Genomic DNA, 24690 nt, shown 5'->3' on the forward strand with positions numbered 1-24690 from the left:
GGGTCTGGTGGTGCTTCCCGGCCCTCGGCGCGGTGGATCGTTACTTCGGGCGCCCGGTGCCGCTGGGGCGCGGGGGCTGCCGGAGCTGGAACCAGTAGAAGCCGTGGCCGGCGAGGGTGAGCAGGTAGGGCCACTCGCCGATCGACGGGAAGCGCACCCCGCCGATCAGCTCGACCGGGTACCGTCCGCCGTACCGCCGCAGGTCCAGCTCGGTCGGCTGCGCGAACCGCGAGAAGTTGTTCACGCACATGACCAGGTCCCCCTCGTGCTCGCGCACGAAGGCCAGGACGGCGGGGTTGCTGGACGGCAGCTCGGTGTAGGTGCCCAGGCCGAACGCCGGGTTGAGCTTTCGGATCTCGATCATGCGACGCGTCCAGTGCAGCAGTGAACTCGAACTGCTCTGCTGCGCCTCGACGTTGGTCACCTGGTAGCCGTACACCGGGTCCATGATGGGCGGCAGACTGAGCCTGCCCGGGTCGGCGGAGGAGAAACCCGCGTTGCGGTCCGGGGTCCACTGCATCGGCGTGCGCACGCCGTCCCGGTCGCCGAGCCAGATGTTGTCGCCCATGCCGATCTCGTCCCCGTAGTAGAGCACCGGGGAGCCGGGCAGGGAGAGCAGCAGGGCGGTGAAGAGCTCGATCTGGTTGCGGTCGTTCTCCAGCAGCGGGGCGAGCCGGCGGCGGATGCCCACGTTGGCGCGCATCCGGGGGTCCTTGGCGTACTCCGCGTACATGTAGTCGCGCTCCTCGTCGGTGACCATCTCCAGGGTCAGCTCGTCGTGGTTGCGCAGGAAGATGCCCCACTGGCAGCCGCCCGGGATCGCCGGGGTCTTGGCGAGGATCTCCGAGACGGGGTAGCGGGACTCGCGCCGCACGGCCATGAAGATCCGCGGCATCACCGGGAAGTGGAAGGCCATGTGGCACTCGTCGCCGCCGGCGGTGAAGTCGCCGAAGTAGTCGACGACGTCCTCGGGCCACTGGTTGGCCTCGGCGAGGAGCACGGTGTCCGGGTAGTCGGCGTCGATCTCCTTGCGGACCCGCTTGAGGAACTCGTGGGTCTCCGGCAGGTTCTCGCAGTTGGTGCCCTCGCGGGCGAACAGGTACGGCACCGCGTCGAGCCGGAAGCCGTCGATGCCGAGGTCCAGCCAGAACCTCAGGCCGGCGATCATCTCGTCCTGGACCCGGGGGTTGTCGTAGTTGAGGTCCGGCTGGTGCGAGAAGAAGCGGTGCCAGTAGTACTGCTTACGGACGGGGTCGTACGTCCAGTTGGAGGTCTCGGTGTCGACGAAGATGATCCGGGCGTCGGGGTACTGCTTGTCGTCGTCGGCCCACATGTAGAAGTCGCCGTAGGGCCCGTCCGGGTCGGAGCGGGACGCCTGGAACCACGGGTGCTGGTCGCTGGTGTGGTTCATGACGAAGTCGATGATGACGCGCATGCCGCGGGCGTGGGCGGCGTCGACGAACTCCATGAAGTCGGCGAGGTCGCCGAACTCGGGCAGCACCGACTTGTAGTCGGCCACGTCGTACCCGCCGTCGCGCAGGGGTGAGGCGAAGAAGGGCGGGAGCCAGAGGCAGTCGACACCGAGCCACTGCAGGTAGTCGAGTTTGGTCGTGAGCCCCTTGAGGTCCCCGACACCGTCGCCGTTGCTGTCCTGGAAGGACCGCACCAGCACCTCGTAGAAGACCGCGCGCTTGAACCAATCCGGGTCCAGGTTCTTCGTCGAGGTCTCCGGGAAGGTGTCGGGGACGGGCTCGTTCACTGTCACGCTGGGTTCCTCCGAACCGTGAGGAGGTGAGCCGGCTCGGCTGAGGGATCGAGCCGGACGTAGTTGTGCCGGCCCCAGGTGTACGCGGCGCCGGTCAGCTCGTCGTGCACCAGGTGGGGGCCGTCGCCGTCCAGCGTGACGGTGGCCTCCTGCGCGTGGTGCGGGTCGAGGTTGACCACGGTGATGACCTGGTCGGTGAGGCCGTCCTCGGTGGTCGCGGTCTTGGAGTAGGCGATCACCCGGTCGTTGTCGGTGGCGAGGAAGCGCAGGTCGCGCAGCTGCTGGAGGGCGGGGTGGCGCCGGCGCAGCCGGTTGAGCACGGTCAGCAGCGGGGCCAGGGTGTCGGTGCGGTTCCAGTCGCGCGGGCGCAGCTCGTACTTCTCCGAGTGCAGGTACTCCTCGGAGCCGGGGTGGGCCGGCTCGTTCTCGTACAGCTCGAACCCGGCGTAGACGCCGTAGCTGGGGGAGAGGGTGGCGGCGAGCACGGCGCGGATCGCGAAGGCGGCGCGGCCTCCGTGCTGGAGGTAGGCGTGCAGGATGTCGGGGGTGTTGGCGAAGAAGTTGGGCCGCATGTAGGCGGCGGCGTCACCGGTGAGTTCGGTGAGGTACTCGGTGAGTTCGGTTTTGTCGTTGCGCCAGGTGAAGTACGTGTACGACTGGTGGAATCCGATCTTCCCGAGGGTGTGCATCATCGCGGGGCGGGTGAACGCCTCCGCGAGGAACACCACGTCCGGGTCGGTGCGGGCGATGTCGGCGAGGACCTTCTCCCAGAACACCACCGGTTTGGTGTGGGGGTTGTCGACGCGGAAGATCCGTACGCCGTGGGACATCCAGAAGCGCAGGAGGCGGAGGGTTTCCTTGACGATTCCGTCCATGTCCTGATCGAAGTTGATCGGATAGATGTCCTGGTACTTCTTCGGCGGGTTCTCGGCGTACGCGATGGTGCCGTCCGCGCGGTGGCTGAACCATTCCGGGTGCTTGTTGACCCACGGGTGGTCGGGGGAGCACTGGAGGGCGAAGTCCAGCGCCACCTCCAGGTGCAGGGCCTGCGCCTCGGCGACGAAGTGGTCGAAGTCCTCGATGGTGCCCAGGTCCGGGTGGACGGCGTCGTGGCCGCCCTCGGGGGAGCCGATCGCCCAGGGCGAGCCGACGTCGTGCGGACCGGCCGTCAGGGTGTTGTCCGGGCCCTTGCGGAAGGCTCGGCCGATCGGGTGGACGGGCGGCAGGTAGACCACGTCGAAGCCCATCGCGGCGACGGCCGGCAGCCGCTCGGCGGCGGTGCGCAGGGTGCCCGAGCGCGGGGGCTCCACGCCCGTCGGGTCCACCACGGCGCCCTCGGAGCGGGGGAAGAACTCGTACCAGGAGCCGAACAGCGCGCGCTCGCGGTCCACCTGCAGCGGCAGCGGGCGGGAAGCGCTGAGCAGCTCCCGCAGCGGGTAGCGGGCCAGCAGCTCCAGCACCTCGGGGGCGAGGGCGGCGGCCAGCCGGGACAGCGGCGGCAGGCCGGGGTCGCGCAGGGAGTCGGCGGCGGCCAGCACGTGCGCGCGCCCCTCCTTCTTCGGCACCCCGGCGGCGGCGCGCTCCAGCAGCCGGGCGCCCTCCTCCAGGACGAGCGCGGTGTCGATCCCGGCGGGCAGCTTGATCGCGGCGGCCTTGCGCCAGGTGGCGACCGGGTCGCTCCACGCCTCCACCAGGTACGACCAGCGGCCGGGGGCGCCCGGGGTGACGTACGCGCCCCAGCGGTCGGTGCCCTCGGCGAGCTCGCGCATCGGCGTCCACGGGCCGCTGCGGCCGCGCGGGTCGCGCAGCACCACGTTGGCGTTGACGGCGTCGTGGCCCTCGCGGAAGACGGTCGCGGTGACCGGGAAGGACTCGCCGACGACCGCCTTGGCCGGGCGGCGGCCGGCGTCGACGAGGGGGCTGACGTCCAGGACGGGGATGCGGCCGATCACGGTGTCGCTCTCTGTCGTCTTGCGGGCGGCGGTCTTGCGAGCGGGGGTCTTACGGTCAGGAGCCTTACGGTCAGGAGCCTTACGGGCCGGTGCCTTGCCGCTGGGCGTTCCGCCGGGTGTGCCGGCGGGCGTTGCGGCGGCGGGCGCGGGCTTCGCGGCGGTGGTCGCGGTGGCGGCGGTGCGGCGCGTGGTGGTGGCGCGCCGGCGGGGTGTCGCCGTCCGGCCCTCCTCGGCCCCGGGGTGTCGGGCCTCGGCCTGTTCCTCGTGGACGGCACCGGCGGCCCGGGGGGCCGGCATCGCCGTGTCCGTCCGAGGGTCAGAATCCGTCCGTACGGCGGATTCCGCGACCGGTGCGCCGAGGGTTTCGGCCACCGGTGTGGACTGGTCCCGCGTGTCGCCGTGCATGCCAAGCTCCTGCCCGAGATCGGCGGCAGCTCCCGCGGCCCGCGGGCAGGGGGAGTACCGGGAGGACTGCGTGGGTGGGGGTGGGCGCGCGACCGGAACCCTGTCCGTGCCGCTCGCCCCGGCAACCTGCCCGGCGCCCGTCGAGCCGGTGGCGGGGAGCCCCGGCAGCCGCGCGCGTCCCGGCGCGCGGCTGCCGCGACGCGCCCCCGGGCGGTCCGGTCCACCCGTGAACGAGCGGCCCGGGCGAGAGGACACGCGGCGGTGCGCGGCGCACGCCGAATGGGCTAAGGAGGAAGGGGAAGGGCCGACACGAAAAGGGTTCGGACGTGCTGCCGAAGGGGGCGTCACCCGTCGCCGTAGTCCCCACGACATCTAACGACTCCGGCCCATCCTCGCACCGGGGAGAGGATTTTTGCAGCGGTACGACAGTAGTTTCGGGCGCGGCCGTGATCCCAGGAGACTTCGGAAATGGATCTGTTCCACGGAGTTCACATACGAGGTGGTGTGAACCCCCGAAATGTGCGCCCCGCGCGCCCCCCGTGCAGACGGATGCGCCGAATGCGATCTCATCAATAGGCCGAACGGATGCCCAATAGCCCACTTGACGCACTGTCATGACGGCCGTCGGGGCTACGCTTCACGCCGTGAAGGCAATCCGCAGATTCACCGTCCGCACCGTCCTGCCCGAACAACTCCAGCCGTTGCACGAGCTGGCCCTCAATCTGCGCTGGTCCTGGCACCCCGAGACCAGGGACCTCTTCCGGTCCGTGGACCCGGAGGTCTGGGCGGCGACCGGTGAGGACCCGGTGCGGCTGCTCGGAGAGGTCCCGGCCGCCAGGCTCGCCGCCCTCGCCACCGACCGGCGCTTCCTGCGCAGACTCGGCGACCTCGCCGACGACCTGCACGAGTACCTGACCGGCCCGCGCTGGTACCAGGCGCAGCAGGGCGGCGAGCCCGCCCCGCCGCCCGCCGCCATCGCCTACTTCTCCCCCGAGTACGGCATCGCCGCCGCGCTGCCCCAGTACTCCGGTGGGCTCGGCATCCTGGCCGGCGACCACCTCAAGGCCGCCAGCGACCTCGGCGTGCCGATCATCGGCGTCGGCCTGTTCTACCGGCACGGCTACTTCCGGCAGTCCCTGGACCGCGACGGCTGGCAGCAGGAGCGCTACCCGCTGCTCGACCCGGACGAGCTCGCCGTCAGCCTCCTGCGCGAGGCGGACGGCTCCCCCGCCCGGGTGGACCTCGCCCTGCCCGGCGGCCGCACCCTGGCCGCCCGGATCTGGAAGGCCCAGGTCGGGCGCGTCCCCCTGCTGCTCCTCGACTCCGACACCGAGGAGAACTCGCCCGCCGAACGCGACGTCACCGACCGGCTCTACGGCGGCGGCAGCGAGCACCGCCTGCTCCAGGAGATACTGCTCGGCATCGGCGGCGTCCGGGCCGTGCGCGCGTACTGCCGCCTCACCGGGCACCCCGCGCCCGAGGTCTTCCACACCAACGAGGGCCACGCCGGCTTCCTCGGCGTCGAGCGCATCCGCGAGCTGGTCGCCGACCGGGCCGCGGGCGGTGACACCCAAGGGCTCGACTTCGCCGCCGCCCTGGAGTCCGTCCGGGCGGGCACCCTGTTCACCACCCACACGCCCGTCCCCGCCGGCATCGACCGCTTCGACCGCGAGCTGGTCGCCCGTCACTTCGGCGGCGAGACCGCCCTGCCCGGCGTCCCCGTCGAGCAGGTGCTCGCCCTCGGCGCCGAGACCTGGCCCGGCGGCGACCCCGAGCTGTTCAACATGGCCGCCATGGGCCTGCGCCTGGCCCAGCGCGCCAACGGGGTCTCCACCCTGCACGGCGAGGTCAGCCGGGCCATGTTCGACGGCCTCTGGCCCGGCTTCGACCCCGCCGAGGTGCCGATCACCTCCGTCACCAACGGCGTGCACGCCGCGACCTGGATCGACCCGGCCGTGGTGCGCCTGGGCGCCGCCGAGATCGGCGCCGACCGCGCCGAGGAGGCGATGACCACCGGCGAGACCCAGCGCTGGACGGGCCTGGAGCGCATCGGCAACACCGAGATCTGGGACCTGCGCCGCAGCCTGCGCGCCCAGCTGGTCGAGGAGGCCCGCCACCGGCTGCGCGCCTCCTGGCGCCAGCGCGGCGCCGGCGAGGCCGAGCTCGGCTGGATCTCCTCCGTGCTCGACCCCGACGTGCTCACCATCGGCTTCGCCCGCCGCGTGCCCTCGTACAAGCGGCTCACCCTGATGCTGCGCGACGCCGACCGGCTGCGCGCCCTGCTGCTCCACCCGACCAGGCCCGTCCAGATCGTCGTCGCCGGCAAGGCCCACCCGGCCGACGACGGCGGCAAGCGGCTGATCCAGCAGATGGTCGCCTTCGCCGACGACCCGACCGTGCGCCACCGGATCGTCTTCCTGCCCGACTACGACATGGCGATGGCCCGGCACCTCTACCCGGGCTGCGACGTGTGGCTCAACAACCCGCTGCGCCCGCTGGAGGCGTGCGGCACCTCCGGGATGAAGGCGGCGCTCAACGGCTGCCTCAACCTGTCCGTCCTGGACGGCTGGTGGGACGAGTGGTACGACGGCCAGAACGGCTGGGCGATCCCCACCGCCGACGAGGGCGCCGGCGTCCTCGACCCGGACAGCGGCGAGGCCGAGCGGCGCGACGACATCGAGGCGGCCGCGCTCTACGACCTGATCGAGGACCAGGTCGCCGCCCGCTTCTACGACCGCGACGGGGACGGGCTGCCGCACCGCTGGATCGCCATGGTCCGGCACACCCTGGTCACCCTCGGGCCCAAGGTGCTGGCCGGCCGGATGGTCCGCGAGTACGTCGACCGGCTGTACACCCCGGGCGCGCTGGCCCAGCGGGAGCTGGCGGCGGGGCGGCACGCCGGGGCGCGCGAGCTGGCGCTGTGGAAGGCCAAGGTGCGCGAAGCCTGGCCGGCCGTGCGGGTCGAGCACGTCGAGGCGGAGGGGACGGGCGAGGCGCAGGAGCTCGGCGGGGCGCTCGCGCTGCGGGTGCAGGTCGCGCTCGGGGCGCTGGAGCCCGGGGACGTCGAGGTGCAGGTGGTCTCCGGCCGGGTGGACGAGGGGGACGGCATCTCCGACGCCGCCGTGCTCGCCCTCAAGCCGGTCGGCGGGCCCGACCTCGACGGGCGGACCCGCTACGAGGGCTCGCTGGAGCTCGACCGGACGGGCCCCTTCGGCTACACCGTCCGGGTGCTGCCCTCCCACCCCCGGCTGGCCTCCCCGGCCGAGCTCGGGCTCGTCGCCCTTCCGGCCGAGTCGGCCGGGATGGACGCGGGGCTGCTGCGCTGACCTCCTCGCCCGACACGCCGGTTACCACGGACGGCAGCCGTCCGGTTGCCCGGCGTGTCGGGCGGCGGGAGCGTGAGGGCCATGATGCGAACCCTGCGCGCGGTCGCCCTCGCCGCGCTGTCCGTCGTCCTCGTGGCGGGCCCGGCCCAGGCCGCCGCCCGCCCCCTGGCCGCCCCTCCGGCCGAGGCACAGATCTCCGTGGAGCTCTGCCCGCCGGACGCGGTCGTCCCCGGCGAGACCGGGACGCTGGAGGTGAAGGTCACCAACAACGGCCCGAACGCCACCACCGACGCCACCCTGGTGGTCGTGCACTTCCCGCCGCCCGGGGTCGTGAAGTCCGCCGACCCGCCCGTGGCGCTCACCTACTTCGGTACCGGCAGCTCCTACTCGGTCCCGGCGGGCCTGGCCCCCGGCGCCGCCTCGGTGGAGAAGCTGGCGATGTACGTCGCGCCGATCACGCTGCCGGGCGAGACCATCAGCGGCGACGTCAAGGCGTTCTACCCGGGCGACCCGGACCAGTCCGGCCACACCACGCCCTACAGCTTCGTCACCGCCGACACCAAGGCGCACATGATGGTCGGCGCCTCCTCCGCCTGGCAGGCCGGGCACCCCGTCCCGCAGCCGGGCGACCTCACCGGCAAGCCCGGGTCGACCATCAACCTGCCGCTGTGGGTGTACAACGCCGGTCCGTCCTACTCGCGCCACCCGATCGACCTGATGGTCACCGTGCCCGAGCACACCGCGCTGACCGGCACCCCGCCGTTCGGCTGCACGGCCACCGGGCCGAGGTCGCTGACCTGCCACTTCGGGGAGGGGCCGCGCTTCCAGAACGCGATCTTCATCGACCCGGCCGTGGAGATCGACCCGGACACCGTCGCGGGGCAGGTCCTGCCCGGCGGGACGCTGGACGTGATGCCCTCGCCCGAGGAGGACTGCGGGCCGATGTCCGACTGGCACACCGGCTTCGTGGTGACCGTGGACTGACCCGCTCCGGGAGACGTAAAGGCCCGGCCGGGTACGTGACGGCGCACCCGGCCGGGCACATCTGTGGCCACGCTAGACGAGACTGTCCCGCCATGCGCGGTGGAGGGCGGCGAAACGCCCGGAACCGTCGATCAGCTCCTGCGGGGAGCCGTCCTCGACGATCCGGCCCTGGTCCATCACCAGGACGCGGTCAGCGATCTCCACGGTGGAGAGCCGGTGCGCGATGATCACCGCCGTACGGCCGGCCAGCACCGTCCGCATCGCCCGCTGGACGGCGCGCTCCCCGGGGACGTCCAGCGAGCTGGTCGCCTCGTCCAGGATCAGCACGGCCGGGTCGGCCAGCAGGGCGCGGGCGAAGGCCACCAGCTGGCGCTGGCCGGCCGAGATCCGGCCGCCGCGCTTGCGCACGTCGGTGTCGAAGCCGTCGGGCAGGGCGGCGATGAACTCGTACGCGCCGATGTCCCGGGCGGCCTGCTCGACCTCGGCGCGGGTGGCGCCGGGGCGGCCGATGGCGATGTTCTCGGCGACGGTGCCGGAGAACAGGAAGGACTCCTGCGTCACCATCACCACGCCGCGGCGCAGCTCGGGGGTGGCGAGCACGCGCAGGTCCACGCCGTCCAGGAGGACGCGGCCGTCCGTCGGGTCGTAGAAGCGGGCCAGCAGCTTGGCGACCGTCGACTTGCCCGCGCCCGTCGCGCCGACCACGGCGACGGTCTGCCCGGCCGGGACGGTCAGGTCGAAGGGCGCCAGCACCTGCTTGCCGGTGCGGTAGCCGAAGGCCGTCCGCTCGAACCGGACCTCGCGGCCCTTGCCGCCCCGGTCGGCGCGTACGGGCAGGGGCGCGGGCTCGGTGGGCTCGGCGACCGTCGGCTCGTGGGCGAGCAGGCCCGCGATCTTCTCCAGGGCGGCGGCGGCCGACTGGTACGAGTTCAGGAACATCGCCAGGTGGTCGATCGGGTCGAAGAGCCGGCGCAGGTACAGCGTCAGGGCGGTGAGCGCGCCCAGGGCCAGGGTGCCGTCGGAGACGCGGTAGGCGCCGAGCAGCACCACGCCGGTGATCCACACGTTGGCGGTGACGCGGGACAGGCCCACGTAGCGGGCGATCTCCAGCAGGCCGTCGGCCGTCGCCCGCACCGAGTCCTCGTTGACCACCGCGAAGGCCGCGTCCCCGGCCCGCTCGCGGCGGAACGCCTGGACGGGGCGGATGCCGTTCATGGTCTCCGTGAACCGGACGATCATGGAGGCGGCCTTGGTGCGGGAGCGGCGGTAGACCCGCAGCGAGCGGCGGCGGAAGGAGCGGGCGATCAGGCCCAGCGGCACGAAGGAGGCCAGCGAGACCAGGCCGAGCCGCCAGTCCATCACCAGCATCAGCACCGAGATGTAGCAGACCGACAGGAAGACGGTCAGCAGCTCCTGGAGGCCCTCGGAGAGCAGCTCGCGCAGCGCGTCGATGTCGCTGGTGGCGCGGGAGATGATCCGGCCCGAGGTGTAGCGCTCGTGGAAGTCCAGGCTGAGGCGCTGGGCGTGGCGGAAGATCCGGCCGCGCAGCTCCAGCAGGACGTCCTGGTTGATCCGGGCGCCGATCTTGACGAACGCCCACTGGAGCAGCGGGCCGAGCACCGCGCAGAGCGCGTACGCGCCGATCACGGCGATCAGCGGCCCGGCGTCGTGCTCGCGCAGGGCCGGGATGCCGCGGTCCATCGCGACGGCGACCAGCAGCGGGCCGGACTGCAGGACGGCCTGCTGGACGAGGATGGCCGTCATCGCGACGGCGATCCGGCCCCGGTGCGGGCCCAGCAGCGAGCGCAGCAGCGCCTTCGCCGCGCCGGGCGGGACGGGGATGTCCTCCTCGTCCTCCGGCGGCGGGGGCAGCTCCTCCTCGACGGGCTCGACCGGATCGACGAGTTCGGCGGGCTTCGCGGGCTCGGCGGGCTCGACGGGCTTGGCCTGGACGGTCGTCACGCGCTGCTCCCCTCGGGGACGAGGGACGCCTCGCCCGACATCAGTGCGCGGTAGCGCGGACAGTCGCGCAGCAGGTCCTGGTGGGTGCCGACCGCCTCGATCCGGCCGTCGGCCAGCAGCGCGACCCGGTCGGCGAGCAGCACCGTGCTCGGGCGGTGGGCGACCACCAGGGCGGTGGTGGAGCCCAGCACCTGGCGCAGCGCCCGCTCGACCAGGGCTTCGGTGTGCACGTCCAGCGCGGAGAGCGGGTCGTCCAGGACGAGGAAGGCCGGGGTGCCGACCACCGCGCGGGCCAGGGCGAGCCGCTGGCGCTGGCCGCCGGACAGGCTCAGGCCCTGCTCGCCGACCTCCGTGTCCACGCCCTCGGGCAGCTTGTCGACGAAGCCGGCCTGGGCGGTGGCGAGGGCGGAGGCCAAGTGCTCCCCGCTCGCGCCGGGGGCGCCCATCAGGACGTTCTCGCGGACGGTGGCGGAGAAGAGCGTCGGCTCCTCGAAGGCGACGGCGACGAGCTCGCGCAGCCTCTCCCGGGGGAGCTCGCGGATGTCCACGCCGTCCAGGGTGATCGTTCCCTCGGTGGCCTCGTACAGCCGGGGGAGCAGGGAGGTGAGGGTGGTCTTGCCGCTGCCGGTGGCGCCGACCAGGGCCATCGTCTCGCCGCTGCGGACGTGCAGGTCGACACCGGTGAGCAGGTCGGGGGTGCCGTCGGGGGCGTCGGGGTAGCGGAAGCGGACGCCGGTGAGGCGGATGCCGTCCTTCCCGCCGTCGAGGCCGGTGACGGTGCCGGTGCCCCCGTCCCAGGAGGTGGAAGCCTCGGTGGCGGGCTCGTCCATCACCTCGAAGAAACGGTCCGTCGCGGTGGCGGCCTCGTTGGTGTAGGCGAGCAGCCAGCCCAGCGACTCGATGGGCCAGCGCAGGGCGAGCGCCGTGGACAGGAAGGCGACGAGGCTTCCGGCGCTCATCTCGTCGTGGGCGACGAGGTAGGCGCCGACGGCGAGGGCGCAGCAGAGGGCGACCTCGGGCAGTCCGATGACCACGGCCGACAGGCGGGCCAGCAGGTGGGCCTTGTGCATCTCGGTGCGGCGCAGCCCCCGGGACTGGGCGCGGAAGCGCTCGGCCATCGAGCGGTGGCGGCCGAACGCCTTGAGGATGCGGATGCCGAGCACGGACTCCTCGACCACGGTGGCGAGGTCGCCGTTCTGGTCCTGGGCGAGGCGGGAGGCGGTGGAGTAGCCCGTCTCGAAGCGCTTGGTGAGCAGCAGGATCGGGGCGGCGGGCGTCAGGAAGAGCAGCGCGAGCCGCCAGTCCTGGGCGAACATCACCACCGCGCCGGCCACGAAGGCCGTCGTGTTGACGAGGAGGAAGACCAGGGCGAAGGCCAGGAACAGCCGGATGACGAACAGGTCGGCCGTGGCCCGGGAGAGCAACTGGCCGGAACCCCAGCGGTCGTGGAAGGCGACGGGCAGCCGCTGGAGCTTGGCGAAGAGGTCGGCGCGCATCCGCCCCTCCACCTCGGCCAGCGGGCGGGCCAGCACCACCCGGCGGGTGTAGAAGAGCCCGGCCTCGACCAGGCCGAGGAACAGCACCAGGCCGACCAGCGGCCACAGGCCCGCGAGGTCGGGCCGGGTGAGCGGGCCGTCGACGATCCGGCCGAGCACCACGGGGACGGCGATGGTGGTGAGCATGCCGAGGGTGGCCGTCGCCATCGACACGGCGATCCGGCGGCGCACGGGCCGGGCGTAGGGCCACAGGCGCAGCAGGGAGCGGACCGTGGAGCGGCGCCCGGTCGGGAGGTCGGCTTGTCTGTTCTCGGCCATCGCGGTGAGGGTAGGCCGGGAGCCCGACATTTATCATCCGGTTTTTCGCCCCTGTCGCCGCGGCCCGTGGAGAACCGGCCACTCGAACGGGCGGGGCGGGCGCGAATCGCGGGGCGCGCGCGGCCGTTCGTGCAGGGAACAGTGCGCCGTGCGCCTCTTGCGGGCGCCCCCACAACGGCCGATTACATCTCCTGACGAGTGTTCAGCTGTGAAACGAGTGGCGGGAGATTCAGGACATGACGGTCGATACCGAACCCACGACCCCGGGCGGCGGCGCCGCACTGGTACAGGTACGGGCCCAGCTCAGCCTCAGCACGGCAGCCGCGCGGAACCTGGCGACGACGACCAAGTCGGCCCCGCAGATGCAGGAGATCACCTCCCGCTGGCTGCTCAGGATGCTGCCCTGGGTGCAGGTCAACGCCGGCACGTACCGCGTCAACCGGCGGCTGAGCTACGCCACCGGGCGCGGCCGGGTCGGCTTCGCCAAGACCGGCTCCTCGGTGACGGTGATCGCCCCCTCGCTGACCGAGGTGCCCGCCCTGCGCGGATTCGGGGACGAGGCGGTGCTCGAGGAGCTGGCCCGCCGGTTCGTGCAGCGGGACTTCGCGCCGGGCGACGTGCTGGTGCGCGAGGGCGAGCCGATCTCCGAGGTGTTCCTGATCGCGCACGGCAAGGTCGAGCGGCTCGGCACCGGCAAGTACGGCGAGGAGACGGTCGTCGGCACACTTGCCGACGGCGACCACATCGGCGACGAGGGGCTGACCGAGGCGTCCGGCAACTGGCCGTACACCGTGCGGGCGGCGACGCCGGGCGTGGCGATGGCGCTGCAGTGGTCGCAGTTCCAGGAGCTGACCGACCGCTCGCCCGGGCTGCGGGAGCACCTGCTGGGCGTCGCGGCCGACGCCGCCCAGGCCCGGAACGCGCACGGCGAGGCGGAGATCGACCTCTCCGCCGGCCACGAGGGCGAGTACGAGCTGCCCGGCGCCTTCGTCGACTACGAGCTCAGGCCGCGCGAGTACGAGCTGAGCGTCGCCCAGACCGTGCTGAAGGTGCACACCCGGGTCGCCGATCTCTACAACCAGCCGATGAACCAGACCGAGCAGCAGCTGCGGCTGACCGTCGAGGCGCTGCGCGAGCGCCAGGAACACGAGCTGATCAACAACCCGGAGTTCGGGCTGCTCAGCAACACCGACTTCGACCAGCGCATCCAGACCCACTCCGGGGCGCCCACCCCCGACGACCTGGACGACCTGCTCGCGATGCGCCGCGACACCGACTACCTGTTCGCGCACCCGCGGGCCATCGCCGCGTTCGAGCGCGAGTGCAACCGGCTCGGCGTCTACCCCGGCACCGCGGAGGTGCTCGGCAAGCAGCGGCCGACCTGGCGCGGGGTGCCGCTCTTCCCGTGCAACAAGATCCCGGTGGCGGCCGACCAGACCAGCTCCATCATCGCGATGCGGGTCGGCGAGCAGAACCAGGGCGTCATCGGGCTCAACCAGATCGGCATCCCGGACGAGGTCGAGCCCTCGCTGAACGTCCGGTTCATGGGGATCGACGAGAAGGCCATCGCCTCGTACCTGGTCAGCGCGTACTACTCGGCGGCGGTGCTGGTGCCGGACGCGATCGGCGTGCTGGAGAACGTCGAGGTCGGGCACGCGCGGGGCTGATCCTCCCGGGCGGGCACGCGCAGGAGCAGCAGCGCGTGCCCGCCCAGCGGGACCGCGGCGTGCGGGTGCCGCTCGGTGGTGCCGGTGGTGTCGACGAGCGTGGTGTACGGGGTGTCGGGGGCGGCCCAGGGCTCCTCGGGGAGGGTGAACAGGGCCGGTTCGGGCCCCGCGTTGAGCAGCAGGAGGAAGCTGTCGTCCGCCAGTTCGGTGCCGGAGAGCAGCATGCCCAGGCAGGCCGTGGGGGTGAACCAGTCGGCCTCCGTCATCTCCTTGCCCTGGGGGGTGAACCAGGCCAGGTCGGGCCGGCCGTCCGGCGCGTTGGCCCGCCCGGAGAAGAACGCGCGCCGGCGCAGCACGGGGTGGGCGCGGCGCAGGTGGACCAGGCGGGCCGTCAGGTCGGTGAGCTCGCGCCAGTCGGGGTGGTCGAGGAGCGACCAGTCGAGCCAACTCGTCTCGTTGTCCTGGCAGTAGGCGTTGTTGTTGCCGCGCTGGGTGCGGCCGAGCTCGTCGCCGGCGGTGATCATGGGGACGCCGGTGGAGAGCAGCAACGTGGCCATCAGGTTGCGGAGTTGGCGCAGGCGCAGGGCGGTGACGGCCGGGTCGGAGGTCTCGCCCTCGGCGCCGTGGTTCCAGGAGCGGTTGTCGTCGGTGCCGTCCCGGTTGTTCTCGCCGTTGGGACGGTTGTGCTTGCGGTCGTACGAGACCAGGTCGCGGAGCGTGAAACCGTCGTGCGCCGTCACGTAGTTGACGGAGGCGTAGGGGCGCCTTCCGCCGCGCTGGTAGAGGTCGGAGGAGCCGGACAGGCGGTAGCCGAGCTCGCGGACGTCGGGGCGGGCGCCGCGCCAGAAGTCCCGTACGGTGTCGCGGTACCGGTCGTTCCACTCCGCCCACAGCGGCGGGAAGCCGCCGACCTGGTAGCCGCCGGGGGCCACGTCCCAGGGCTCGGCGATGAGCTTCACCCGACTGAGGAGCGGGTCCTGGGAGACGGCGGCCAGGAACGGGTGGTGCATGTCCACGCCGTCGGCGGTGCGGGCCAGGGCGGCGGCCAGGTCGAAGCGGAAGCCGTCGACGCCCATCTCGGTCACCCAGTAGCGCAGCGAGTCGGTGATCAGGCGGATCACCTGGGGGTGGCGGGTGTTCAGGGTGTTGCCGCAGCCGGTGAAGTCGGCGTAGCCGCGCGGACGGTGAGGGGCGAGGCGGTAGTAGGCGGCGTTGTCGACGCCCCGGAAGCAGAGGCTCGGGCCCAGCTCGGCGCCCTCGGCGGTGTGGTTGAACACCACGTCGAGGATCACCTCGATTCCGGCCGCGTGGAGGGCGCGGACCATACGCTTGAACTCGCCCACCTGGGCCCCGCGGGAGCCGGAGGAGGAGTAGGCGGCGTGCGGGGCGAAGTAGCCGATCGTGTTGTAGCCCCAGTAGTTGACCAGGCCCCGGGCCTGGAGGTGGTCCTCGCTGGCGAACTGGTGGACGGGCAGCAGCTCGACGGCCGTCACGCCGAGACGGGTGAGGTGGGCGATCGCGGCCGGGTGGGCGAGGCCCGCGTAGGTGCCGCGCAGGGGCGGGGGGACGTCGGGGTGGCGCATGGTGAAGCCGCGCACGTGCAGCTCGTAGATGACGGTCTCCGCCCAGGGGGTCTTGGGGCGGTGGTCGTCGAACCAGTCGTCGTCGTCGTGGACGACGACCGAGCGGGGCACGTGCGGGGCGGAGTCGCGGTTGTCGCGGACGGTGTCGGCGACGGAAGCCTCCGGCCAGTTGCGGACGGCGGCGCAGGCGGCGTCGTGGGAGGCGTAGTCGCCGTCCACGGCGCGGGCGTACGGGTCCAGGAGCAGCTTGGCGGGGTTCCAGCGGGCCCCCGTCCACGGGTCCCACCGGCCGTGCACGCGGAAACCGTAGCGGGTGCCGGGGGTGACGCCGGGGAGGAAGCCGTGCCAGACCTGGAAGGTCTGCTCGGTGAGGCGGTGGCGGGTCTCGTGGCCGTCGTCGTCGAACAGGCAGAGGTCCACGGCCTCGGCGTCGGGCGCCCAGAGGGCGAAGTTCGTCCCGTCGGAATGCACGCGGGCCCCCAGGGGCTGCCAGCTACCGGGCCACGGGGGCATTGCGGTGTCCATGGCTGTGCCCTCCGTGCGTGGGGGTGGGTGGGGGCCCGCTCGTTTTCTCTTTCCCGGATTGTGGCGAGGGGAAGCAGATGAACAACACCTTGCCAGCGGCTGGCGTCCCGGCCCACCTCGCACCGGGGCGGCCGCGCGGGCCGTGCCCCGCGCGGCCGCCGACCCGTCCGCCCGCCCTGCAGGGCCTGTCGTCGCCGGCGCCCGAGCCGCTCGTCCTGCCGGGGCTGTTGGGGTGGTTGGCGTGTCTCCGCCGGGATGGGGCTCGTTGTGCCGGGGGTAGCGGTTGTGGATGGTGGGAGGCCCCGGGATGTGGGTGTGGGCGCGGCGTGTGGGGGCGGCGGCCTGGGGGCTGGTGTTGCTGAGCGGGTGCAGCAGTGGTGCCGCTCCTGCGGGCGATGCGGTTTCGGCCGGGCCGAGTGCTCCGCCGGCGGTGTCACGGGCGGTGCTGAGCGCGCAGCCGGCGGACGGGGCGCAGGACGTGCAGCCGGAGGGCGCGGTGCGGGTGAGTGCGGCGCAGGGGCGGCTGGTCTCCGTACGGCTGGCGGACGCCAAGGGCGCGGAGGTGTCCGGGACGATCGCCACGGACGGGGCCTCCTGGGCGCCGGACGGGCCGCTGCCGCTCGGGACGGCGTTCACGCTGGATTCCGTCGCCGAGGACGAGCAGGGCCAGAGGGCCGCCCAGCACTCGGAGTTCTCGACCGTGGCCCGCGCCCACACCTTCGTGGCCTTCTTCACCCCGGAGGACGGCTCGACGGTCGGCGTCGGCATGCCGGTCTCGCTGCGGTTCAGCCGCCCGATCGTCGACCGGGCGGCCGTGGAGCGCGCCGTGCAGGTGAGCGCGGACCCGCCGGTGCCGGTGGCCGCGCACTGGTTCGGCAATCAGCGGCTGGACTTCCGTCCGCAGCAGTACTGGGCGGCGGGCACGAAGGTCTCGGTGGCGCTGCGTCTCAAGGACGTGCAGGGCGCGCCGGGGGAGTTCGGGTCGCAGAGCCGTGATCTGCGGTTCGTCATCGGCCGGGCGCAGGTGTCCACCGTGGATCTGGACGCGCACACGCTGACGGTCCGGGCGGGCCAGGGCGGGAAGGTGGTCCGGGTGCTGAAGGTGTCGGGCGGGAGCCCCGAGCACTCGACGTACCGCGGTGTGATGGTGGTGTCGGAGAAGTACCAGGTGACGCGGATGAACTCGCAGACGGTGGGGATGGGCGACGAGTACGACATCAAGGACGTCCCGCACGCGATGCGGCTGACGGCTTCGGGCACGTTCGTCCACGGGAACTACTGGGCCAACCCGTCGGTGTTCGGCTCGGCGAACACGAGCCACGGCTGCATCGGCCTGGCCGACACCAAGGGCGGCACGGGCAGGGACACCCCGGCGGGCTGGCTGTTCGAGCACACCGTCCCCGGGGACGTGGTGGAGGTGCGGGCCGCGACGGGGGACGTGGTGCCGCCGTCGAACGGGCTGAACGGCTGGAACCTGCCCTGGGACCAGTGGTTGGCGGGCAGCGCGCTGCGCTGAGAGCGGCGGGGGCGGGTTTTCACGGAGGCTTCACCCCTGCTCCACCCACCTCCCCTCGGGATTCACTCAGACGGCCCAGCTATCCTTCTCCGGCGCGCCGGGGTCCCGGCGCGGAAGATCGGCGCCCGGTGCAACTCGGGAGGGCGTTCGAGGCGTCATCTGAGTGGACACCGGGAGGGAGAGAACCGTGAGTACGGGTACGGCGGCAGGCGCCGCGATACGCACTGGCCGGCGCTTCGGGCGCAGGGGTGCTGCGGCGGTGCTGATGGGCGGGGTGCTGCTGCTCACGGCGGCGTGCAACGACGACAAGGGCGGCGGGTCCACGGACGCGGCCGCCACGGCGCCGGCGGACGCGGGCGCGGGTACGGGCGGGGGTACGGGCGCGGCTTCGGCGGCGCCGAAGAACTCGGCCGCGGTGCTGAGCGTGGAGCCGAAGGACGGCGCCCAGGACGTGGCGCCGGGCGCGCTGGCGGTGTCGGTCGCCAACGGCAAGCTGACGACCGTCGAGGTGACGGACAAGAACGGCAAGCCGGTCGAGGGCGCGATCACCCCGGACGGCACCGGCTGGAAGCCGTCCGCGGCGCTGGCCGTGGGCATGGCGTACAAGGTGAACGCGCAGGCGAAGGACGCGGACGGCCTGGTCGCCGCGTCGACGACGAACTTCACCACGCTGACGCCGGCGAAGAAGGTCTCCACCAACGACAACATCAGTGACGGCTCCACCTACGGCGTCGGCATGATCGTTTCCGTCGAGTTCAACAAGGACGTCAAGAACAAGGACGCCGTGTTGAAGGGCATCACCTTCGCGACGGACAACAACACCGAGGTGAAGGGCCACTGGTTCGGCGACCGGCGGCTGGACTTCCGTCCGGCCGAGTACTGGAAGCCGGGCACCAAGGTGACCATCAAGTACCGGCTGAAGAGCGTCGAGGTCGCGCCCGGCATCTACGGGGACATCGACAAGGACGAGCCGTTCACCGTCGGCCGCTCCCGGGTCTCCACGGCGGACGCCAAGTCGCACATGATGACCGTCGAGACGGCGGGCAAGTCCACCACCGTGCCGGTGACCCTGGGCGCGGACGCCACGCCTTCCTGGGGCGGGACGATGGTGATCATGTCCAAGGAGAAGGTCACCCGGATGAACTCGCAGACCGTCGGTCTCGGCGGCGAGTACGACATCCAGGACGTGCCGCACGCGATGCGGCTGACCACCACGGGCACGTTCGTCCACGGCAACTACTGGGCCAGCCCGTTCGGCAAGACCAACGCCAGCCACGGCTGCGTGTCGATGGCCGACGAGAAGGGCGGCAGCGACAGCTCGGTGGCCGGGAAGTTCTTCAACGACTCGATGGTCGGCGACGTCGTCAAGATCGTGAACAGCAAGGAGAAGACCGTCTCGCCCTCGAACGGGCTGGGCGGCTGGAACGTCCCCTGGGCCAACTGGTAGGCCCTACCCGGGAGTCGGCCTGGTGAATCCGGGCTTCCCGGGGGTTTGTGCGGGGTTTTTCACAGCCGGGCGGTCCGACCTCACCCGTTGGGGTCGGGCCGCCCGGGTTTTCGGGGCAAGAAGGCCCTCGAAGGGCGCAACCTTTCCGAGGGCTTGAGCGTGTAGCGGTCGGGGCTTCTGGCCCGTGGGGAGCAAGGGAGGGATCGACTGTGAGGTCGATACGCAGGGTCGTGGCCGCCGGACTGGTCGGCGGGGCGATGGTGATGACGGCCGCGTGCAGCAGCGGCGGCAGTGGCGGCGGCGGCGGTGCCAAGGCCGACATCGGGGCCGGCGCGGCCCCCACCTCGGCGTCGGCGGCGCCGACCAGCGCGGCGCCGAAGGTGTCGCAGGCCAAGGTGAACATCGAGCCGAAGGCGGGCTCGGTGGACGTGGCACCGGGCGCGCTCAAGGTCGGTGCGACGGGCGGCAAGCTGACCACCGTCAAGGTCAGTGACAAGACCGGAAAGGAAGTTCCCGGCACCATCGCCGCGGACGGCCTCTCCTGGACGCCGACGACGGGCCTGTCGGTCGGCACCGCGTACCTGGTCAGCGCGATGGCGGCGGACGCCGACGGCGCTGTCGCGGAGGCGGACAGCAACTTCACGACGCTGACGCCCGAGGCGCTGGCGAAGGCGGCGGACAACGTGGACAACGACGCCACGTACGGCGTCGGCATGATCGTCTCGGTCGACTTCAGCAAGGACGTGAAGAACAAGGAGGCGGTGGCGAAGGCCATCACCTTCGACACGGACAACGGCACGGTGGTCAAGGGCCACTGGTTCGGCGACCGGCGCCTGGACTTCCGTCCGGCCGAGTACTGGAAGCCGGGCACCAAGGTGACCGTCCACTACCGGCTGAAGAGCGTGGAGATCGCCCCCGGCATCTACGGCACGGACCGGGACGAGCCCTTCACTATCGGGCGAAGCCAGATCGCGACGGTTGACGCGGCGGCGCACCAGATGACGCTGGTCTCTGCCGGGCAGACCTCGCAGCTCGACATCACCTCCGGTTCGGACGACCACCCGACCTGGAACGGCACGATGGTGATCATGTCGAAGGAGGGCACGGTGCGGATGCAGTCCAGCACCCTGCCCGGCATGAGCGGCGCGCCGTACGACCTCCAGGTGCCGCACTCCATGCGGCTGACCACCTCGGGGACGTACTTCCACGGCAACTGGTGGGCCAGGAACGGGGTGTTCGGCGGCGACAACGTCAGCCACGGCTGCGTCGCGCTCAAGGACGCGGAGGGCGGCAGCGACTCCTCGGCGGCCGGCAAGTTCTACGCCGGGTCGATGGTCGGGGACGTGGTGATCGTCAAGAACTCCGTCAAGAAGGAGACGCTGGAGCCGGACAACGGGCTCAGCGGGTGGAACATCCCCTGGAGTGCCTGGTAGGTCGCTGTGCGGGTCAACCCGGGCTTGACGTACGTCGGCCCGGGTTGGCCCTTTTTCGTGGCCGGCTTGCTTCCGGCATATGCCGACTCGTGGGAGATCGTTTGCTCATTGTCCGTACGCGGCCGCTTGCGTTCCGCAATGATGGTCCGCATGGCGGGTTGGGGCGAAACAGATCAGTCGACGGTTCCCGGGGTCGGCCCGGTCGCCGGGGCGTCCTGGATCGACGTGCAGGGCACGCTCTCGGCGCTGGAGCGGCTCAGCTCCGAGGAGCTGGAGGAGATGTATTCCGGGAGGCTGTGCGACCCGTCCTCGCCCAGTGAGGTGCGGTTGCCGTCCAGGGCGGAGTCGGGGCCGGTGGCGCGGCGGCTGGTGCTTTCGGTGTTGGAGTCCTGGGAGCTGCACCAGCACCTGGAGGTGGGGGAGTTACTCACGAGTGAGTTGGTGAGTAACGCGGTGAGGCACGCGGCCGGGAGGACGATCGGGCTGCATGTCGGCCGGAAGCCCGGGTGGCTGCGGATCGAGGTGAGGGACTCGTCGCGGGCGCTGCCGTGCATGATCCTGGCGGAGCCGCACCCGGTGAACGAGCGGGGGCGGGGGCTGAAGATCGTGGATGATCTCGCGGACAGGTGGGGGGCGGACCTGCTGCCGCGCGGCAAGGGTGTGTGGTTCGAGCTGAAGGTGCGCGAGCGCGGCTGAAGTTGGGGATGTGGAGCGGGAAACACGCAGGGCCCCCGGGTGCGCCGTTTGTTCGGCGGAGGGGGCCCTTGCTAGTCATCGCGCCGGCCAAGGGGGTGCGTGCCGCGCGATGGTCGTCGGCAGTGCCAGGTCGGGCCCGCCGAAGTCGTGTCTTGACTATCGCATGGATCTCAGCATGTGGGCAAACCGGGTGGCTTGGAATGAAAGGTTTGTAACCTACTTCACCTTTGGATTTTGCATAGGTTAACGCTGGCGCCTGTGAATATTCACCGTGGTGGCGAAGGTGAGGAAGGTGGACCAGGCGTCGGGGGAGAAGGTGAGGGAGGGTCCGGAGGCGTCCTTGGAGTCACGGACGTGGATGGCGGAGGGGGAGGGGGCGACCTCGACGCAGTTGCCGCCCTCGTAGTCGCTGTAACTGGACTTGAACCACGTCATCTTGGCACTCATAGTTGCTCCATCGTCTTCCTGATGAGCCTCACTGAACCCTGAACGTTTAGGGCCTGCGCGCGGATCATCGCGTGTCGCCTACTGAGTTCGCCGACGAGACACGGGTCTGAGTGGAGCGCGTTCGTTCCGTGGGTCTCGACGTACGCGTACTGCTCGTTGTTGATCGTTTCCATGATGACCAGTGATCCCGAGAGTGCAGATGGGATCGCATGCCCGATCGGGATGACCTGGGTCCGGATGTTGCGTGAGTGCTCAAGCTCAAGCAGCCGCAAGAGCTGGCCCCTCATGACTTCCTTGCCGCCGATGAGTGTGTGCAGGGCGGCTTCGTAGATGGTGAAGCTGAACAGCACCGTGGACTTCTTCAACCGATCATCAGAGTCCTTGGGAGTACGAGGAATCGGGCACTCAGCCCGCCGACTCCATCGAGTGGATGCTCCCCCGCCACCCCCGCAGCGCGGGCCGCGCTCGCATCCAACTCCTCCGGCAAGCCTTCGAGTGGCAGATCCCCGACGAGTCCACCGAGATCGCGATGCTCCTCCTCAGCGAACTCGTCTCCAACGCCTGCCGCCACCCCCGCGTCCCCCGCGACCGCCTGATCGGCGTCGGCCTCCTCCTCCCCACCCTCACCACCCTCCGCGTCGAGGTCACCGACGCCGCCCCCGACCTCCCCGCCCTCCGTCACGCCGCCCCCGACGACGAGTCCGGCCGGGGCCTCGCCCTCGTCGACGCCCTCGCCACCACCTGGGGCGCGCACCCGCGAGGCCCCGGCTACCTCGGCAAGGTCGTCTGGTTCGAACTCGCCCTGCTCTCGCCCGCCAGGGTCGCCTCAGATAAGCTCCGCCGCCGTGCTGGACTCGGCTGAGCACGGCGAAACGATCATCGTTACCCGAGGGGGTCGCCGCATCGCGGTGATCGGGCCCGCGCCTTCCGGGAACGGCGCCGCGCTCAATGACCTCCTCCGGCGGTTCGGACCGGACGAAGACTTCGCGGCGGATGTGGAATCCGTGCGTGACCTGCTCAGCAACGAGGTGGCTGAGTGGCCCGCCGACTGATTCTCGACACCGGCGTCCTGATCAAGGCGGACTGTTCGCCTCGGATGACGACGTGGCCATCGCCGCGATCACTGCCGCAGAACTGCACCTTGGGGTGGAGACGGCAGACGATGCCCGACGCCTTCGCCGACTTCTCGGACCTTTCCGGCGTCCAGGCAATCACCCTGGGCGCCCTCGGCTGAAGACGCCCTGGTGCGCAGGAAGTCGGCTGGGTCGACTTCCTGCGCGGTCGTCCATCTGCCCTGTCGCCGCTCACAAATCGCGCGCCCGGCGTCACACCTCGCCCATCCTCCTGCCGCCGATCGGGTCGCCGAGTAGCATCGGCTCCGTGAACCTCTACTGGCGCGTCTGCCTGCCACCGCTCGCCGCCTGACCGGGCGTACGCGACGGTGGTCTGAGTTCTGCGTGCGCCCGTTCTCGAAACCACCCCATCCGCTGGTTTTCGACGACGGAAGTTCACGACTGTGTCGACGCGTACGTTCCCCCCTGCCCGCCTCCTCGACGGGCCCGCTCCCATCCTCGCCGCCGCCCTGCTGTGGGGCACCACCGGGACCGCCAGCTCCCTGGCACCCGGCGGCGCCCCGGCAGCCGGCATCGGCGCCGCCGCCCTGGTGCTCGGCGGGCTGCTGCTCTTCCTCACCTCCCGCGCCGCCTGGGCCCTTCCCCTGGTCTGCCGCACACGCGAACGGTGGCTGCTCGCCCTCGGTGCGCTGGGGGTGGTCGGGTACCCGGTCACCTTCTACCCGGCCGTCGTCCGCACTGGGGTCGCCGTCGCCACGGTGATCGCCCTCGGCAGCGCACCGGTGTTCACGGGCCTCCTCGCCTGGCTCACCGGTCAGGGACGCCCCAGCGCACGCTGGAGCGGGGCGACGGCGCTCTCCGTCCTCGGATGCGCCCTCCTCGTCCTCGGCCCCCGCCTCTCGGGCGGCACGCCGATCGACCTCCTCGGTGTGCTGCTCGCGGCGCTCGCCGGGCTCTCGTACGCCCTCTACTCGCTGATCGGCGGGCGCCTCATCACCGCCGGGCACCCCTCCGGTGCCGTCATGGGCGCGATGTTCGGCGGAGCGGCGGTCCTGGTCCTGCCCGTGCTCGCCCTGGAACCGTCCGACTGGCTCGCCTCCGTACGCGGCACCGCCGTCGTCCTCCACCTCGCCGTCATCACCACCTACCTCGCCTACCGCCTCTTCGGCCACGGCCTCCGCCACACCACCCCCCAAACCGCCACCACCCTCACCCTCGCCGAACCCGCCGTGGCAGCCCTCCTCGGCGTCCTGGCCCTCGGCGAACACCTCCCACCCCTCTCCTGGTGCGGCCTCGCCCTCCTCGCCACGGGCCTGGCCGCCCTCGCCGCCTGATCACGGGAGTTTGCGAAGGAGTTCCTTCTCCTCGACGCAGGACTGGTCCGGGTCCGTGACGAGGCAGAGGTTGAGGCCGTCGTCATCGCGCTTGACCGTTGCGTCGACGTAGCAGGACGTGGACGCCTGGGGGCTCAGTTGTAGGGAGAACGTGTCCTTCCTGGCTGTCTTCGATCTTTCCAACTTCCAAGCGGCGTCCGTCGCGACGGTCGGACACCCCGAGGGGAGGGTGGCAGGGTCGAGCCCGCTCACGGTGGCGCTGTGGTCGGCCGCCACGTGCAGTCGGGCGCCGGAGCCGCTGCCCCAGTCGCCCACCATGTCGGCCTGCTCGACGAGGGCAGCATCGCCACCCACTTCACATGAAGGAGCCGATGACGCGGAGGACTACGAGGAGGCCCACCAGCAGCACATACCCCCCGATCACCGAGCCGCAGCCGATCGCGCACCCGTTGAACAACCTTCCGGCCCAACTCCGCCGCTGCTTCTGCTTGTACACCCTGCCCCCCACGCCCGATCCGATGTGCCGAGTCCGGCACATCAATTTGAACGCGTTCAACACCACTCAAGGTGAGCCAAGCCGAGGCCCCGGTCCGAGGTCGCAAAGCCCCACCCGAGGTGGGGTCCTGGCAACCATGGGGGCGTGCGGCCACCAACGCCGGCAGCTTGTGGCGGGCCGGGGTCTCAGCGCGGCTGCGCGAGGCTTCGCCCCGCGCAGCCGCAAAACCCCACCCGGGGTGGGGCCTTGCGGGTTGGAGTCCTCT

At 71.6% G+C, this 24690-nt stretch carries 20 protein-coding genes; 10 read left to right on the plus strand and 10 right to left on the minus strand.

Going from position 1 to position 24690, the window contains the following annotated elements; translation table 11 throughout:
- Nucleotides 1-40 precede the first annotated feature (40 nt).
- Nucleotides 41-1765, minus strand: coding sequence for a maltose alpha-D-glucosyltransferase (gene treS / locus IH61_RS0110945; RefSeq protein ID WP_031068241.1), 1725 nt, complete (start codon nucleotides 1763-1765; stop codon nucleotides 41-43).
- The gene (locus IH61_RS0110950; protein WP_031068243.1) at nucleotides 1762-3717 is read right to left on the minus strand and encodes an alpha-1,4-glucan--maltose-1-phosphate maltosyltransferase; all 1956 of its coding nucleotides are present in this window, start codon (nucleotides 3715-3717) and stop codon (nucleotides 1762-1764) included. Before IH61_RS0110950 ends, treS begins: the two co-directional genes overlap by 4 nt.
- A gap of 1049 nt (nucleotides 3718-4766) precedes the next feature.
- Here IH61_RS0110950 and glgP point away from each other — a divergent pair.
- Both glgP and IH61_RS0110960 read left to right on the plus strand, forming a co-directional pair.
- Nucleotides 4767-7448 carry an alpha-glucan family phosphorylase gene (gene glgP / locus IH61_RS0110955; RefSeq protein WP_031068245.1) on the plus strand — a complete coding sequence of 894 codons (2682 nt, stop codon included), beginning with the start codon at nucleotides 4767-4769 and terminating at the stop codon, nucleotides 7446-7448.
- A gap of 81 nt (nucleotides 7449-7529) precedes the next feature.
- A complete protein-coding gene (locus tag IH61_RS0110960) occupies nucleotides 7530-8432 on the plus strand; it encodes a hypothetical protein (protein ID WP_031068247.1) in 903 nt (300 codons plus the stop codon).
- A 72-nt stretch (nucleotides 8433-8504) separates the two neighbouring features.
- Here IH61_RS0110960 and IH61_RS45790 read toward each other — a convergent pair whose 3' ends face one another.
- Complete coding sequence (locus IH61_RS45790) at nucleotides 8505-10394, minus strand: ABC transporter ATP-binding protein (protein WP_199823294.1); 1890 nt, start codon at nucleotides 10392-10394, stop codon at nucleotides 8505-8507.
- Entirely contained in the window at nucleotides 10391-12208 is a 1818-nt protein-coding gene (locus tag IH61_RS45795) for an ABC transporter ATP-binding protein (RefSeq protein WP_051836810.1), read from the minus strand. The genes IH61_RS45790 and IH61_RS45795 overlap by 4 nt, the downstream gene beginning before the upstream one ends.
- Nucleotides 12209-12444: 236 nt before the next feature.
- Between IH61_RS45795 and IH61_RS0110975 the strand changes: the two genes are divergently transcribed.
- On the plus strand, nucleotides 12445-13875 hold the full coding sequence (locus IH61_RS0110975) for a family 2B encapsulin nanocompartment shell protein (RefSeq protein WP_031068253.1): 1431 nt from the start codon (nucleotides 12445-12447) through the stop codon (nucleotides 13873-13875).
- Here IH61_RS0110975 and glgX read toward each other — a convergent pair.
- Nucleotides 13800-15983, minus strand: a complete 2184-nt coding sequence (gene glgX / locus IH61_RS0110980) for a glycogen debranching protein GlgX (protein WP_078911004.1) — start codon at nucleotides 15981-15983, stop codon at nucleotides 13800-13802. The two genes, IH61_RS0110975 and glgX, sit on opposite strands and share 76 nt — an antisense overlap.
- A gap of 289 nt (nucleotides 15984-16272) precedes the next feature.
- Here glgX and IH61_RS0110985 point away from each other — a divergent pair, with 289 nt between their 5' ends.
- The 3 genes from IH61_RS0110985 (at nucleotide 16273) to IH61_RS0110995 (ending at nucleotide 20379) form a co-directional block, all read left to right on the plus strand.
- Complete coding sequence (locus IH61_RS0110985; RefSeq protein WP_199823295.1) at nucleotides 16273-17499, plus strand: L,D-transpeptidase family protein; 1227 nt, start codon at nucleotides 16273-16275, stop codon at nucleotides 17497-17499.
- A 187-nt stretch (nucleotides 17500-17686) separates the two neighbouring features.
- Entirely contained in the window at nucleotides 17687-18946 is a 1260-nt protein-coding gene (locus tag IH61_RS0110990; RefSeq protein WP_234327127.1) for a L,D-transpeptidase, read from the plus strand.
- Nucleotides 18947-19155: 209 nt separating this feature from the next.
- Nucleotides 19156-20379 carry a L,D-transpeptidase gene (locus tag IH61_RS0110995; protein ID WP_031068260.1) on the plus strand — a complete coding sequence of 408 codons (1224 nt, stop codon included), beginning with the start codon at nucleotides 19156-19158 and terminating at the stop codon, nucleotides 20377-20379.
- Nucleotides 20380-20552: 173 nt separating this feature from the next.
- On the opposite strand, the gene IH61_RS48405 is transcribed toward IH61_RS0110995, so the two are convergent.
- A complete protein-coding gene (locus tag IH61_RS48405; protein WP_234327134.1) occupies nucleotides 20553-20810 on the minus strand; it encodes a hypothetical protein in 258 nt (85 codons plus the stop codon).
- Between IH61_RS48405 and IH61_RS0111000 the strand changes: the two genes are divergently transcribed.
- On the plus strand, nucleotides 20758-21075 hold the full coding sequence (locus IH61_RS0111000) for an ATP-binding protein (protein ID WP_234327132.1): 318 nt from the start codon (nucleotides 20758-20760) through the stop codon (nucleotides 21073-21075). The two genes, IH61_RS48405 and IH61_RS0111000, sit on opposite strands and share 53 nt — an antisense overlap.
- 243 nt (nucleotides 21076-21318) lie before the next feature.
- On the opposite strand, the gene IH61_RS0111005 is transcribed toward IH61_RS0111000, so the two are convergent.
- Both IH61_RS0111005 and IH61_RS0111010 read right to left on the minus strand, forming a co-directional pair.
- The gene (locus tag IH61_RS0111005; RefSeq protein WP_031068264.1) at nucleotides 21319-21522 is read right to left on the minus strand and encodes a DUF397 domain-containing protein; all 204 of its coding nucleotides are present in this window, start codon (nucleotides 21520-21522) and stop codon (nucleotides 21319-21321) included.
- A complete protein-coding gene (locus IH61_RS0111010; RefSeq protein WP_051836788.1) occupies nucleotides 21519-21887 on the minus strand; it encodes a Scr1 family TA system antitoxin-like transcriptional regulator in 369 nt (122 codons plus the stop codon). The genes IH61_RS0111005 and IH61_RS0111010 overlap by 4 nt, the downstream gene beginning before the upstream one ends.
- Before the next feature lie 65 nt (nucleotides 21888-21952).
- On the opposite strand from IH61_RS0111010, the gene IH61_RS0111015 reads away from it, so the two are divergent.
- From IH61_RS0111015 to IH61_RS0111030, 3 genes are all read left to right on the plus strand, one after another.
- Entirely contained in the window at nucleotides 21953-22384 is a 432-nt protein-coding gene (locus IH61_RS0111015; protein ID WP_051836790.1) for an ATP-binding protein, read from the plus strand.
- Nucleotides 22368-22574: a type II toxin-antitoxin system Phd/YefM family antitoxin gene (locus tag IH61_RS0111020; protein WP_051836792.1), complete on the plus strand. Its 207-nt coding sequence runs from the start codon at nucleotides 22368-22370 to the stop codon at nucleotides 22572-22574. Before IH61_RS0111015 ends, IH61_RS0111020 begins: the two co-directional genes overlap by 17 nt.
- Nucleotides 22575-23038: 464 nt before the next feature.
- Entirely contained in the window at nucleotides 23039-23929 is an 891-nt protein-coding gene (locus IH61_RS0111030) for an EamA family transporter (RefSeq protein ID WP_031068272.1), read from the plus strand.
- On the opposite strand, the gene IH61_RS0111035 is transcribed toward IH61_RS0111030, so the two are convergent.
- Together IH61_RS0111035 and IH61_RS0111040 are read right to left on the minus strand one after the other, a co-directional pair.
- Entirely contained in the window at nucleotides 23930-24283 is a 354-nt protein-coding gene (locus tag IH61_RS0111035; RefSeq protein ID WP_031068274.1) for a hypothetical protein, read from the minus strand.
- Nucleotide 24284: 1 nt separating this feature from the next.
- Nucleotides 24285-24437: a hypothetical protein gene (locus IH61_RS0111040; RefSeq protein ID WP_158844893.1), complete on the minus strand. Its 153-nt coding sequence runs from the start codon at nucleotides 24435-24437 to the stop codon at nucleotides 24285-24287.
- Nucleotides 24438-24690 lie beyond the last annotated feature (253 nt).

This window comes from Streptomyces sp. NRRL WC-3742, from assembly GCF_000720635.1.
Classification (GTDB): domain Bacteria; phylum Actinomycetota; class Actinomycetes; order Streptomycetales; family Streptomycetaceae; genus Kitasatospora.